We start from the raw sequence: 13,948 nt of genomic DNA on the forward strand, positions 1-13,948 counted from the left end.
CTGAACATATTCATCGGTTCTTTTTCCTGTCTCACATCACGACCACACGGCCGACCGCACCTGACGCTCGTAATGGTCCTTGACGTGTTCGTTGATCATGCGGATGCAGCCGTTCGACACCGACCGGCCAATGGATGACGGCTCGGTTGTCCCGTGAATGCGGAACATGGTGTCGCGTTGCCCGCGATAGAGATAAAGCGCACGGGCGCCCAGCGGGTTCGGCCCGCCCGGCACGCCATTGGCATAGCGGGCATAGCGCCGGGATTGCGCCGGATCATGTTGTCGGTCGGACGCCAGGCCGGCCATTTGGCCTTTGCGGCCGACAACGGCCGAGCCCTTGAAGGCCAGACCGGCCCTGCCGACACCCACGCCGTAGCGGCGCGCCTCGCCTTCACCCGTGACCAGGTAAAGGAAGTGGTTGGCGGTATCGATCACGATCGTTCCCGGTTCATGGCCGGAGAAGGCGACCATTCGCGGCTCATATTGCGGATCGAGCGTGAAGCTTTTGCGCTGCTTGGCCTGGTGCGCCTGCGCAGCGGTTGGCATGGCGAGCGTGGCAGCGAGTCCTGCAAGGAAGTTGCGTCTGTTCATTCCTGTCAATTCCGTTTGTCCGGTGCGTAACCAGCGCCCGGGAGGCCGGACGCAACTCAAGGATCAGACGGGGATGGGCGGTTTCAGCAGCGTCTGCGAAACGGGTGAAAATGGCTCGGGAGGCGTTTCTCCAATAACGGCGGCTCCAGGCGGAAAAGCCATCACGACCAGGACGGGTATCAGTCCAGCACAATCGGCCGGACAATGAGCATCGCCCGCCTGGTTGGCAGCCGTGCCCTGGCAACATGGCGCAACGGCCTTCCCGTGTCCGTCAGGTTCTGGCACGTCATGGCCGGTCTGGCCGGATTCTGACACCGCATGGTTCATCGTGTTGTCAGCCATGGCGGCCGGGTGGACGGACACCAGGAACAGGGTTGCGAGCAGAAGCAGGACGATGCGCATGACCATCATGTAAACGTTCAGGTCGCTGGAAGGTCAAGTGATCCTGTGCTGCCCATCCAGGTGAATGCATCCGGCCGCGCCACCGGTCGGTTACAGATGCCAGCCATGGGCTGCGCCGGCTGCGGGATCGCCCCGTCCTGAAGCCTTGAAAGGACTGGAGCGGGCGATGGGGATCGAACCCACGACATCAAGCTTGGGAAGCTTGCTTTTTCCTTAAAATATCAATCGCCTGGCAGTAAAACTGCGCCTTTGTCGCCTCATAAGAATCAATGACCTAGCAGGCAAATGTAAAACCGAACCGCGGTCGCCGTTCGTGTGAACAGCCATCGTCACGTTCGTGTTTTCCCTGCAAGCACCCCGCTGCCCCCTTGCTATAGCTCAAATCAGAAGCACGCATGTCGCGTGTGCTGATGGAGAAACAAAAGCATGACCAGCAAGAGGACCAACCGCCCCTATGCCGACAGCCGCCTTGCCGCGTTCGTGGCACAGCGTGTGCTGGAACTGAAATACCGCAAGACCCAGGCCCGGATTGCCGCCGAGGCCGGTTTCAACAACCCGAACTTCCTGTCCATGATCAAGAACGGCACCTCAAAGCTGGCGCTTGATCGCGTGCCGGCCTTGGCGAAGGCGCTTGAATGCGACGCGGCCTATCTCTTCCGCCTGGCGCTCGACCAGCTCGACAGCCCGACGACGGAGACCGCGATCCGGCAGATCTTCCGGTCGATCGTGACGGAGAACGAGGCTGCCTGGCTGGAGGAGTTGCGCGACGCCAGTGACAACAGCGACCCGGCGCTGACCACCCGTGCGCGTTCGGCGATCAGGGGGATCTTCGGGAAATGACGAATTCGCGATTGAGCGAAAACGAAAAGGCGTGGATCGCGTTCCTGCGATTGATATCCGATGGACGTGATCCGGCACCGACACTGAAATGCGTGCAGTTGCTGCGGCGGGTGATCCGGCGCGATCAGAGGTAAGCCCGGGACATGTCGGTCCCAGCCAACCGTAGCGCGCAGGATGGTGTCCCACGACGTGGTGTAGCTGGCGACGTTGGTCGCCGTGCTTTCCCGCTTGGCCGGGTTGATCAGCGCGCCACGGCTGGCAGGCTGATGAGGGGATCATCGCTCAACTGGCCGACGCTTTCCAGTGTCATGTAGCGGGCGCGCTGGACGGCCCATTCGTCGTTCTGTTCGAGCAGCAGCGCGCCGACGAGACGGACGATGGCGTCGTCGTTGGGGAAGATGCCGACGACGTCGGTCCGCCGCTTGATTTCGCCGTTGAGGCGCTCGATCGGGTTCGTCGAGTGCAGCTTGGCCCGGTGCTCCTTCGGGAAGGTCATGTAGGCCAGCACATCCGGTTCGGCGTCGTCGAGGATGGCGGCGAGCTTGGGCACCTTCGGTCGGATCTGGTCGGCGACGGCGCGCCACTGAGCGCTGGCCGCTTCCGGTGTCTCCTGGGCAAAGGCGGTGGCGATGAAGGCCGAGACGACGCGACGACCGCTCTTGCCCGCATGTGCCAGCACGTTCCTCATGAAGTGGACGCGGCAGCGCTGCCAGGTGGCCGAGAGAACCTTGGTGATGGCGGCCTTCAGGCCCTCATGCGCATCGGACACGACGAGCTTTACGCCGCGCAAGCCTCTGCGCGTCAGTTTGCGCAGGAACTCGGTCCAGATCGGCTCGGCCTCGGACGTGCCGATCTCCATGCCAAGCACCTCGCGCCGGCCGTCCGCGTTGACGCCGACCGCGATGATGACGGCGACGGAGACGATCCGCCCGCCACGACGGACCTTGAGGTAGGTCGCATCGATCCACAAGTAGGGCCAGTCGCCCTCGATCGGCCGATCGAGGAAGGCCTTCACCTTGCCATCGATCTCTTCGCAGAGGCGGCTGACCTGGCTCTTGGAGATGCCGCTCATGCCCATCGCCTTGACGAGATCGTCGACCGACCGCGTCGAGATGCCCTGGACATAGGCTTCCTGGATCACCGCCGTCAGCGCCTTCTCGGCCATCCGGCGTGGCTCCAGGAAGCCCGGGAAGTAGGAGCCCTTCCTGAGCTTCGGGATGCGCAACTCGACGGTGCCGGCTCGTGTCTCCCAGTCACGGTCGCGGTAGCCGTTGCGCTGGGCCGTCCGCAGTGGGCTCTTCTCGCCCCAGGCGGCGCCGGTCGCGGCGCCCACCTCCATCTCCATCAACCGCTCGGCGGCAAAGCCGATCATCTCGCGCAGCAGATCGGCATCCGCGCTCTTCTCTACAAGCGCGCGCAGGTTCATCATGTCGTCGGTCATCGGTGGTCCTTCAAAGCAGGAGTTGGTGTCGCAACCACACCCTACCGGAAAGCGCCGATGACCACTGCGCTACCCAGCTACACCACGTCCCGGGACACCATCGAAGACCTTGCTTGCCGCGACCATTCTTGCCGCGGGTTTTGCCACGGCGGCGTCCGCCAAGACGCTTGTCTACTGCTCTGAAGGCTCTCCGGAAGGTTTCGATCCGGCGCTGTATACCGCCGGAACGACGTTCGACGCCTCGTCCAAGCCGGTCTACAACCGGCTGGTCGAATTCAAGCGCGGCACGACAGAGGTGGTGCCCGGCCTGGCGGAAAGCTGGGACGTTTCCGACGACGGCATGGAATACACCTTCAAGATCCGGCCGGGTGTGAAGTTCCACACGACCGACTATTTCACCCCGTCGCGCGAACTCAACGCCGATGACGTGATTTTCTCCTTCGAGCGGCAGCTCAACAAGGACAACCCCTTCCACGCCTATGTCGAGGGCGCGAGCTGGGAATACTTCTCCTACATGTCCATGCCGGACCTCATCAAATCCATCGAGAAGGTGGACGACATGACGGTCAAGTTCGTTCTGAACCGCGCCGAGGCGCCGTTCATGGCGAACATGGCGATGGATTTTGCCTCCATCGTGTCGAAGGAATACGCCGACAAGCTGCAGGACGGCGGCGCGCTTTCCGACCTGAACCAGAAGCCGGTCGGCACCGGTCCCTTCAGCTTCGTCGCCTATCAGCCCGACGCGGTCATCCGCTACAAGGCGTTCGCCGACTACTGGAACGGCAAGCAGCCGATCGACGATCTCGTCTTCGCGATCACGACCGAGGCCTCCGTCCGCCAGCAGAAGCTGCTCGCCGGCGAGTGTCACGTCATGCCCTATCCGAACCCGGCCGACGTCCAGTCGCTCAAGGACAATCCGGACGTGACGGTCATGGAGCAGCAGGGCTTCAACGTCGGCTATCTGGCCTACAACACCCAGCAGGCGCCGTTCGACCGCGCGGAAGTCCGCCGCGCGCTGAACATGGCCATCAACAAGCAGGCGATCATGGATGCCGTCTTCCAGGGCTCCGGTTCGATTGCCAAGGCGCCGCTTCCGCCGACGATCTGGGGCTACAACGACGGTCTCAAGGATGATCCCTACGATCCGGAAGCAGCGAAAAAGGCACTCGAGGAAGCCGGGGTCTCCGACCTCAGCCTCAAGATCTGGGCCATGCCGGTGCAGCGTCCCTACAATCCGAATGCCCGCCGCATGGCGGAGCTGATGCAGGAGGATTTCTCCAAGATCGGCGTCGATGTCGAGATCGTGTCCTATGAATGGGCCGAGTATCTGGAGCGTTCGAAGGCGACCGACCGCGACGGTGCGGTCCTGCTTGGCTGGACCGGCGACAACGGCGACCCGGACAACTTCCTGGGCCTTCTCGGCTGTGACGGCGTGGGCGGTGCCAACCGCGCACAGTGGTGCAACGAAGAGTTCAACAAGATGCTCATCGAGGCCAAGTCCGGCACCCAGGAAGAACGCGCGGCGATCTACATGAAGATGCAGGAGCTCTTCAAGCAGGAAGCGCCGTGGGCCACGATCGCCCATTCCGTGGTGTTCATGCCGATGCGCTCCAACGTGACCGGCTACGTCATGGATCCGCTCGGCGGGCACTGGTTCGACGGCGTCGACATCGCCGAATAATCGTTCGGACCTGAACCACCGGACAGCCGGGGCGCAAAACCGCCCCGGCTGTCCGGATCATTTCATGGCTCACGTGACGGCGTTCTGACCCATGCTTCGTTTCTTCCTCTACCGTCTCGCCCTGCTGGTTCCGACATTCGTCGGTGTCTCCATCGTGGCCTTCGCCTTCATCCGCATGTTGCCGGGCGATCCCATCATGCTGCTGGCCGGCGAGCGGGGGATGTCGGAGGAGCGCTACCGCGAGCTACAGCAGCTTTACGGCTTCGACCAGCCGATCATCGTCCAGTACTTCAACTATGTCGGCGACATCCTGAGCGGCGATTTCGGCACCTCCATCGTCACCAAGCGGCCGGTTCTGGAAGAGTTCTTCACGCTGTTTCCGGCGACCATCGAACTGTCGCTGTGCGCCATCATCGTGGCCACCGCCATCGGCATTCCCGCCGGCGTTTTCGCCGCGGTCAAGCGCGGCTCGTGGTTCGACCAGTCGATCATGGGCGTGGCGCTTGTCGGCTATTCCATGCCGATCTTCTGGTGGGGCCTGCTGCTGATCATCTTCTTTTCCGGCGTGCTGCAATGGACCCCCGTCTCGGGCCGCATCTCGCTGCTCTACTTCTTCCCGCCCGTCACCGGCTTCATGCTGATCGACAGCCTCCTGTCGGGCCAGAAGGGCGCTTTTTCATCCGCGGTGAGCCATCTCATCCTGCCGACCATCGTGCTGGCGACGATCCCGCTGGCCGTCATCGCCCGCCAGACTCGCTCGGCCATGCTGGAAGTGCTCGGCGAGGACTATGTGCGCACCGCCCGCTCCAAGGGCCTGCCGCCAATGCGTGTCATCGGGCTGCACGCGCTTCGCAATGCGCTGATCCCCGTCGTCACCACCATCGGCCTCCAGGTCGGCGTGCTGCTCGCCGGCGCCATCCTCACCGAAACGATCTTCTCCTGGCCGGGAATCGGAAAGTGGATGGTCGATTCGGTCTTCAAGCGCGATTACTCGGTGGTGCAGGGCGGCCTGCTTCTGATCGCCGCCATCATCATGATCGTCAACCTGCTGGTCGATGTGCTCTACGGGCTCATCAATCCGCGCATCCGGCGCTAGGAGGACAGGCTCATGGTCCATACCGAAGCCATGCAGGATACCCCTGCGACCGTGACCGCCGGCGCCATGCGGCGCGCCATGCTCAAGGAGTTCTGGTACTATTTCTCCCAGAACAAGGGCGCGGTGATCGGCCTCTACGTCTTCGCCATCATCGCCATCATCGCGATCTTCGCACCGGTCTTTGCGCCGCACAGCCCGTCGCTGCAGAACCGCGAGGCGCTGCTGATGCCTCCGTTCTGGCAGGACGGGGGGCAACTGACCTATCTCCTGGGAACCGATGCGGTGGGCCGCGACGTCCTTTCCCGGCTGATCTACGGCGCTCGCTATTCGCTGTTCATCGGTCTGGTGGTCGTGACGCTATCGGTCAGCGTGGGCGTCCTGATCGGCCTGATCGCGGGTTTCTTCCGCGGCTGGATCGACACGGCCATCATGCGCGTCATGGACGTGATCCTGGCTTTCCCGTCGCTGCTGCTGGCGCTCGTGCTCGTCGCCATTCTCGGTCCGGGCCTGATGAATGCCATGATCGCCATCGCGCTGATCCTGCAACCCCATTTCGTGCGCCTGACCCGCGCCGCCGTGCTGTCGGAGCGTGAACGCGAATATGTCATCTCGGCCCGCGTGGCCGGCGCCTCGCGCCTGCGGCTGATGTTCGTCACCATCCTGCCCAATTGCCTGGCGCCGCTGATCGTGCAGGCGACGCTCTCGTTTTCATCCGCCATTCTCGATGCCGCCGCGCTCGGCTTCCTCGGCATGGGTGCACAGCCGCCGACGCCCGAATGGGGCACGATGCTGGCCGATGCGCGTGAGTTCATCCTGCGCGCATGGTGGGTCGTGACCTTCCCCGGACTTGCGATTCTCGTCACCGTGCTTGCCATCAACCTGATGGGTGACGGTCTGCGAGATGCGCTCGACCCGAAACTCAAGCAGAGCTGACGCCATGGCCCTTCTCGAGATTGAAAACCTGACCGTCACCTTCAAGACCTCATCGGGTCCGTTCAAGGCCGTCGACGGGGTGAGCCTGTCCTGTGACAAGGGCGAGATCCTCTCCGTGGTCGGTGAATCCGGGTCCGGCAAGTCGGTGGCAATGCTCGCCCTCATGGGACTTCTGCCCTGGACGGCCACCGTGACGGCGGACGCCATGCGTTTCGACGGCCGCGACATGCTCAAGCTTTCCTCCCGCGAGCGGCGCAAGATCGTCGGACGGGACATTTCCATGATCTTCCAGGAGCCGATGTCGAGCCTCAACCCGTGCTTCACGGTCGGCTTCCAGATCGGCGAAACGCTGCGCCTGCATCTGGGCATGGGGCGGGCCGAGCGGCGCGCGCGTTCCATCGAACTGCTCGAACTCGTCGGCATTCCGGCGCCGGAAGACCGCCTTTCGCAATTTCCACACCAGCTTTCCGGCGGCATGAGCCAGCGCGTGATGATCGCCATGGCGCTGGCGTGCAATCCGAAACTGCTGATCGCGGACGAACCGACCACCGCGCTCGACGTCACCATCCAGGCGCAGATCCTCGATCTTCTGGTCCGTCTGCAACGCGAGCAGGGCATGGGCCTCATCCTCATCACCCACGACATGGGCGTGGTGGCGGAAACCGCAGAGCGCGTGCAGGTGCAATATGCCGGGCAGAAAGTGGAAGAACAGGACGTGAAGGGCCTGTTCGCCGATCCGCATCATCCCTACACGGCCGCACTTCTTTCCGCGCTTCCCGAACGGGCGCTCAGGCGCGGCCGCCTGCCATCCATTCCCGGCGTCGTGCCGGGGCAAGGGGACAGGCCGCCCGGCTGCCTGTTCGAGCCGCGCTGCGCCTTCGCAACGGATTCCTGCCGGGTGGGCGCGAAACGCCAGGGCCGCGACCTCGGGCTGGCACTTTGCAACTACCCGCTGATCGAGGGCGAGCCGCTGGGGCATCCCGGAGAGGCCGCAAAGGTGAACGCATGAACGCCATCGTTGCCGAGGCCACTGGCCTGAAACGCCACTATTCGGTCAATCGCGGCATGTTCCGCGATGCCGCGACGGTCAAGGCGCTCAACGGCGCGTCCTTCTCGCTGGAAGCGGGAAAGACACTGGCCGTGGTCGGCGAATCGGGCTGCGGAAAGTCGACGCTCGCGCGTCTCGTGACCATGATCGAGGAGCCGACAGACGGGCAATTGCTGATCGACGGAAAGCCGGTGCAGGCCGGCGATCCCGATTTGCGGCGCAAGGTGCAGATCGTCTTCCAGAATCCCTACGGCTCGCTCAATCCGCGCCAGAAGATCGGCGCGATCCTCGAAGAGCCGCTGAAGATCAACACCGGTGACACCGCCGGGGAGCGGCGCGCGAAGGCGCTGGCCATGATGGCGCGGGTGGGATTGCGCCCTGAGCATTACGAGCGCTACCCGCACATGTTTTCAGGCGGCCAGCGCCAGCGCATCGCCATTGCCCGCGCGCTCATGCTGAACCCGAAACTGCTGGTCCTCGACGAGCCGGTGTCCGCGCTCGACGTGTCCATTCAGGCGCAGGTCCTCAATATCCTGATGGACCTGCAGCAGGAATTCGGCCTGGCCTATCTCTTCATCAGCCATGACCTGTCCGTCGTGCGTCACATCGCCGACGACATCATGGTGATGTATCTGGGCAAGCCGGTGGAGACCGGGCCGGCGGAAGAGGTGTTCGCCAATCCCAAGCATCCCTATACGGTTGCATTGCTGTCGGCCACGCCATCGGCAGACCCGTCCGGTGCGCGCAAGCGCATCAAGCTGGAAGGCGAATTGCCGTCACCGCTCAATCCGCCGCCCGGCTGCCCGTTCAATCCACGCTGCTGGCGCGTGCTGGACGAATGCCGCAAGGTGGAACCGCCGCTCGAAGGCGCCGGCGCCCATTGCGTTGCCTGCTACAACCCGGTCGACGAAGCCAATCGTGCGTAAATCCGGCCTGTTCACTTTGCCGCCGGGAATGGGCGCATCGGCGCGCGGCTGAGTTCATTGCCGTTCCGGGCCGCTTTTTTGAGGAGCGTGACAAGCATCGCCCGTTCATCCTCATCCAGACTGCAAAGGATCCGGTCCTGAACGCGCAGGACCAGCGGCTCCACCTCATCCAGCAGCTTTTCGCCGGCCGGGGCGAGGCGCAGGCAGCGCGCGCGCCGGTCGGAAGGATTGACACTGCGGATCACGAGGCCCTTGTTGACCAGCCGGTCGACCACGCCGCCGATCGTCACCCGGTCATAGGCGATCAGGCCTGCAAGGGTGGCCTGGTCTATGCCCGGACGGTGGTTGAGCGCGTTGAGCGCGGCAAACTGGACCGGCGTGATGTCATGGCCATTACCGGCCATGTCCTCCGCGAAAACGGCGACGGCGATCTGGTGAAGGCGCCGGACGAGGTAGCCCGGCATCTCCTGGAAATCCAGCATGGAAAAACCTGCCCTGTTGTTTCCGGCGACGAAACCCCTGATTACACGGGGATCGGCAGCCCGGCAAACAGCTGCGAGGCAATTAGTTTATTGACATAATAGTTTCGATTGGCAATCATTTGCCGCAACCACGCCGGCAAGGCGTCAGAATGACGGGAGTATCCATGCTCGACATCGATATCAGGGGCGACATCGCGATCCTCGCGATGAACCGGCCCGACAAGCGCAATGCCATGTGCGACGACCTGCTCGACAGGATCGACGGCTTCTTCCGCAAGGTGCCGGACGGCGTCAAGGTTGCGGTGCTGTGTGGCAATGGCGGCCATTTCTGTTCCGGCCTCGATCTGTCCGAGCATGTCCAGCGCGACGCCGAAGGCACCATGCGCCATTCCCGCAACTGGCACGCAATCATGGACCGGATCCAGTTCGGCGGCCTGCCGGTCGTCTCCGCCATGACCGGCGCGGTGATCGGCGGCGGGCTCGAACTGGCCACATCGACCCATGTGCGCATTGCCGAGCCTTCCGTCATCTTCCAGCTGCCCGAGGGGCGGCGCGGCATCTATGTCGGCGGCGGTGCGTCCGTGCGGGTCAGCCGCATCATCGGCGCCGACCGCATGACCGAAATGATGCTGACGGGGCGCAAGTACAATGCCGCCGAAGGCCTGGCGCTGGGGCTGACGCATTACAGCGTCGGCGAGGGCGAGGCCTTGCCGATGGCGATGGATCTGGCCCGCAAGATCGCCGACAACGCGCCCTTGTCCAACTACATCATGATTCAGGCCCTCGCACGCATCGAGGATATGGACAAGGCCGGCGGCCTGTTCACCGAAAGCCTGTGCGCGGCGGTCACCCAGACCAGCCCGCATGCCGTCGAAGGCCTGCAGGCCTTCCTGCAGAAGCGCGATCCCAGCTTCCGCTGATCGCCGCAAGACCCCGTAGGACTGGGAGGCCCGCAATGGTCGACATCAACAAGGTTCGCGCAATCGACATCCACACCCATGCCGAGGAGCCCTGCGGCTGCCATCCCGATGACGGGTATGACGACCTTCAGGCGACCATGGCAAGGTATTTCGGTGCGCCATGGAGCCATCCGCCGACGATCGAGCAGACCGCCGCCCATTTCCGCGAGCAGAACATCGCCGCTGTCATATTTCCCGTCGATGCCGAGCGCGAGACCGGCTACCGCCGCTACAGGAACGAGGAAGTGGCCGAGATCGCGGCGAAGAATGACGACATTCTCATTCCGTTCGCCTCCATCGACCCCTGGAAGGGCAAGATGGGCGTGCGCGAGGCCCGCCGGCTGATCGAGGATTTCGGCATCAAGGGCTTCAAGTTCCACCCCACGTTCCAGGGCTTCTACCCGAACGACAGGATGGCCTACGACCTCTACGAGGTGATCCAGGATGCCGGCTGCATCGCGCTGTTCCACACCGGCCAGACCGGTGTCGGATCCGGCATGCGCGGCGGTAACGGCATGCGGCTGAAATATTCCAACCCGATGTATCTCGATGACGTGGCGGTCGATTTTCCCGACATGAAGATCATCATGGCCCATCCCTCCTTCCCCTGGCAGGAGGAGGCCCTGGCCGTCGCCCAGCATAAGCCGAACGTCTATATCGACCTGTCCGGCTGGAGCCCGAAATATTTCCCGCCGATCCTCGTGCGCTATTGCAACTCGATCCTGAAGAACAAGGTTCTTTTCGGTTCCGATTGGCCGATGATCACGCCGGAGCGCTGGCTGGCGGATTTCGAGAAGATCGAGATCAGGGACGAGGTACGGCCGAAAATCCTCAAGGAGAATGCCGGCAAGCTGCTCGGGCTTCTGTAGGGGGAGGCGGAAGGACATGAAGGCGTTCGCGGCTCCCGTTGATGACATCCTGTTTTCGCTCGAACACGTCGCCGGGGCATCGCGGCTGGCGGATTGGGACGGCGAGCTGGCCGGTGAGGTCATCCGCCATTTCGCAGCCTTTGCCGAGGGCGAGATCGCGCCGCTCGACGAGGCTGGCGACAGGCAGGGCGCGCGCCTGGTCAATGGCCGCGTCATCATGCCAGACGGTTTCAAGACGCTTTACCGCGCCTATACCGGGCAGGGCTGGACCGGCCTGACCGCGCCTGCGGACCTTGGCGGGCAGGGACTGCCTGCGCCCGTTCTGGCGGCGACCAGCGAGATTTTCTCGGGCGCCAACCAATCGCTGCAAATGGTGACCGCGCTTGTTCCCGGCGCCATCAGCACGATTCTGCATTTCGGCACCGATGAACAGAAGGCGCGCCTGGTGCCACCGCTTGCAACAGGCCAATGGCTTTCCACCATGTGCCTGACCGAGCCGGCCTCGGGCTCGGATCTTTCGACCGTGCGCACCCGCGCCGTCGAGGAGGGCGGTGCCTGGCGCATCAGCGGCGAGAAGATCTTCATCTCGGGCGGTGACCAGGACATGAGTGAGGGCATCCTTCACCTGGTGCTGGCCCGCACCGGAGCCGTGGAGGACGGCACGCGCGGCCTCAGCCTTTTCGTGTGCCTCGACAAGAAGCCAGATGGCAGCCGCAATGCGGTATCCGTGGCCCGCATCGAGGACAAGATGGGCCTGCATGCTTCGCCGACATGCCAGATGGTCTTCGACGGCGCGCAAGCCGAGATCATCGGCAAGCCGGGCGAGGGTCTGAAAGCCATGTTCACCATGATGAACCACGCCCGGATCGATGTCTCGTTGCAGGGTGTGGCGCACAGCGCGCGCGCTGCCGACATTGCGCGTTCCTATGCGCGCCAACGCCTGCAGGGGCGTGATGCTGCGACGGGCGAGCCGGTCACGATCGACCGGCACCCTGACATAGCGGCGAAGCTCGATGAGCAGGACATGCTGGCCATGGGCCTGCGCGCGCTGTGCCACACCGCGCTGGTCGCGCTGGAAGAGGGTGCCGATCCCGATCTCGTCGATTTTCTCACCCCTGTCTGCAAATATGCCTGTTCCGAAGCGGGCATCCGGGCCGCGAATCTCGGCATCCAGATTCTGGGCGGTTATGGCTATCTTCGGGAATACCGCGTCGAACAGACTTTCCGCGACGCGCGCATTTCGGCCATCTACGAAGGGGCCAACGGCATCCACGCGCTGACGCTGGCGACCCGCATGCTGCGCAATCGCAACGGCGCGGCGGCGGCGGCCTTCGAGGCCTTCGTGGCGGTCGAAGCGGAATCCGGCCCGCTGTCCGCGCCGCTCGCGCAAGGGCTGGACATCTGGCGGCAGGGACGCCACATGATGACGGAAACGTCCGGTCCGGCTGAAAATGCCGAGGCCTTCATGGAAATGACCGCCCAGGTGGCGCTTCTTGCCATGTGGAACCGGATTGCCAAGGCCGAAGAGCGCCATCCGGATCCGTCCCGCCTGCACCGTCTGGCCGCGCTGGCACGGCGCTTGTGCCCGGCCCGGATTCGCTACTGGTTTGATCTGCATCAGGTCGCGGCCTGAACACCCATGCGATAAGATGTAGCGGGAATTCCGGTTTTCGCGAAAGGTGGTCTTCCGGATTCTTTTTCCCTCCCGCGTGCAGACGGGGGTCGGAAATGCTATGCGGTGCCGGCGGTTTTCGTCTAGGTTCCGCCGGTCTTTTCCGAAAGGGACGGGCAACAGATCAAAAGAGGATGGACAGCATGGCGAGCGTGGAAACGGCGCAGACGATGGACAAGCCGGGCGAATTTCCTGTCCCGGCCAATTGCTATGCCGAGACCGTGACGATGGTGCAGCATTACACCGACCGTCTGTTCCGGTTCCGGATCACGCGGCCCAAGAGCTTCCGGTTCCGTTCCGGCGAGTTCGTCATGATCGGCCTGCCGAACGCGGCGCGGCCGGTGTTCCGAGCCTATTCCGTTGCCTGCCCGGCCTGGGACGAGGAACTGGAGTTCTTCTCCATCAAGGTGCCGAATGGCCCGCTGACCGAGCATTTGCAGAAAATCCAGCCGGGCGACACGGTGCTGATGAAGCAGAAGGCCACCGGTACGCTGGTGGTGGACGCGCTCTTGCCAGGCAAGCGCCTTTTCATGCTGTCCACCGGCACCGGCATCGCGCCCTTCGCCTCGCTCATCCGCGAACCGGAGGTCTACGAGAAATTCGAACAGGTGATCCTGACGCATACCTGCCGGCTGGCGGCCGAACTGCAATATGGCTTCGATCTCGTGGCGCAGGCGAAAGAGGACATGCTTGTCGGCGAGGAAGCCAGCGCCAAGCTGATTCATTTCCCGACGACGACGCGCGAGGAAAGCCCGCAAATGGGGCGCATTACCACACTGATCGAAAGCGGCGACTTGTTCGACAAACTCGGCCAGCCGCCGCTGGATCCGGCAACGGATCGCGTCATGATCTGCGGCTCGATGGGCCTGAACAAGGATCTCAAGGCCATTCTGGAAGCGCGCGGGTTCGTGGAAGGCGCCAATTCCAAGCCCGGCGACTACGTCGTCGAACGTGCCTTCGTCGACTAGACAGTCGCTCGCCGGATTTATCAATCAAAAGGCGGGGTTG

Annotated in this window: 13 protein-coding genes; 10 read left to right on the forward strand and 3 right to left on the reverse strand. The window is 63.4% G+C overall.

The features are described 5' to 3' along the window. Positions 1-36: 36 nt before the first annotated feature. Positions 37-591, reverse strand: a complete 555-nt coding sequence (locus R3D65_RS16390; protein ID WP_371276340.1) for a L,D-transpeptidase — start codon at positions 589-591, stop codon at positions 37-39. Positions 592-1,419: 828 nt separating this feature from the next. Here R3D65_RS16390 and R3D65_RS16395 point away from each other — a divergent pair. Next, entirely contained in the window at positions 1,420-1,833 is a 414-nt protein-coding gene (locus R3D65_RS16395; protein WP_371276341.1) for a helix-turn-helix domain-containing protein, read from the forward strand. Between the two features lie 241 nt (positions 1,834-2,074). On the opposite strand, the gene R3D65_RS16400 is transcribed toward R3D65_RS16395, so the two are convergent. Beyond that, positions 2,075-3,274, reverse strand: coding sequence for an IS256 family transposase (locus R3D65_RS16400; RefSeq protein ID WP_371276342.1), 1,200 nt, complete (start codon positions 3,272-3,274; stop codon positions 2,075-2,077). A gap of 109 nt (positions 3,275-3,383) precedes the next feature. Between R3D65_RS16400 and R3D65_RS16405 the strand changes: the two genes are divergently transcribed. The 5 genes from R3D65_RS16405 to R3D65_RS16425 all read left to right on the forward strand — a co-directional run bounded on the left by R3D65_RS16405 (position 3,384) and on the right by R3D65_RS16425 (position 8,958). Beyond that, a complete protein-coding gene (locus tag R3D65_RS16405; protein ID WP_371276343.1) occupies positions 3,384-4,955 on the forward strand; it encodes an ABC transporter substrate-binding protein in 1,572 nt (523 codons plus the stop codon). 91 nt (positions 4,956-5,046) lie between these two features. Beyond that, positions 5,047-6,051 (forward strand): ABC transporter permease subunit, encoded by a 1,005-nt coding sequence (locus tag R3D65_RS16410; RefSeq protein ID WP_371276344.1) that lies wholly within the window; start codon positions 5,047-5,049, stop codon positions 6,049-6,051. 30 nt (positions 6,052-6,081) lie between these two features. Beyond that, positions 6,082-6,984 carry an ABC transporter permease subunit gene (locus R3D65_RS16415; RefSeq protein WP_371276480.1) on the forward strand — a complete coding sequence of 301 codons (903 nt, stop codon included), beginning with the start codon at positions 6,082-6,084 and terminating at the stop codon, positions 6,982-6,984. A 4-nt stretch (positions 6,985-6,988) separates the two neighbouring features. Then, the gene (locus R3D65_RS16420; RefSeq protein WP_371276345.1) at positions 6,989-7,993 is read left to right on the forward strand and encodes an ABC transporter ATP-binding protein; all 1,005 of its coding nucleotides are present in this window, start codon (positions 6,989-6,991) and stop codon (positions 7,991-7,993) included. Beyond that, positions 7,990-8,958 carry a peptide ABC transporter ATP-binding protein gene (locus tag R3D65_RS16425; protein ID WP_371276346.1) on the forward strand — a complete coding sequence of 323 codons (969 nt, stop codon included), beginning with the start codon at positions 7,990-7,992 and terminating at the stop codon, positions 8,956-8,958. Before R3D65_RS16420 ends, R3D65_RS16425 begins: the two co-directional genes overlap by 4 nt. 11 nt (positions 8,959-8,969) lie before the next feature. On the opposite strand, the gene R3D65_RS16430 is transcribed toward R3D65_RS16425, so the two are convergent. Then, positions 8,970-9,440: a MarR family winged helix-turn-helix transcriptional regulator gene (locus R3D65_RS16430; protein WP_371276347.1), complete on the reverse strand. Its 471-nt coding sequence runs from the start codon at positions 9,438-9,440 to the stop codon at positions 8,970-8,972. Positions 9,441-9,604: 164 nt separating this feature from the next. Here R3D65_RS16430 and R3D65_RS16435 point away from each other — a divergent pair, with 164 nt between their 5' ends. The 4 genes from R3D65_RS16435 (at position 9,605) to R3D65_RS16450 (ending at position 13,908) form a co-directional block, all read left to right on the forward strand. Further along, a complete protein-coding gene (locus R3D65_RS16435; protein ID WP_371276348.1) occupies positions 9,605-10,360 on the forward strand; it encodes a crotonase/enoyl-CoA hydratase family protein in 756 nt (251 codons plus the stop codon). A 35-nt stretch (positions 10,361-10,395) separates the two neighbouring features. Continuing rightward, a complete protein-coding gene (locus tag R3D65_RS16440) occupies positions 10,396-11,268 on the forward strand; it encodes an amidohydrolase family protein (protein WP_371276349.1) in 873 nt (290 codons plus the stop codon). A 16-nt stretch (positions 11,269-11,284) separates the two neighbouring features. Further along, positions 11,285-12,901, forward strand: coding sequence for an acyl-CoA dehydrogenase family protein (locus R3D65_RS16445; protein WP_371276350.1), 1,617 nt, complete (start codon positions 11,285-11,287; stop codon positions 12,899-12,901). 173 nt (positions 12,902-13,074) lie between these two features. Beyond that, on the forward strand, positions 13,075-13,908 hold the full coding sequence (locus R3D65_RS16450; protein ID WP_371276351.1) for a ferredoxin--NADP reductase: 834 nt from the start codon (positions 13,075-13,077) through the stop codon (positions 13,906-13,908). Positions 13,909-13,948: the final 40 nt, after the last annotated feature.

Source organism: Zhengella sp., from assembly GCF_041397485.1.
Taxonomy (GTDB): Bacteria; Pseudomonadota; Alphaproteobacteria; order Rhizobiales; family Rhizobiaceae; genus Zhengella.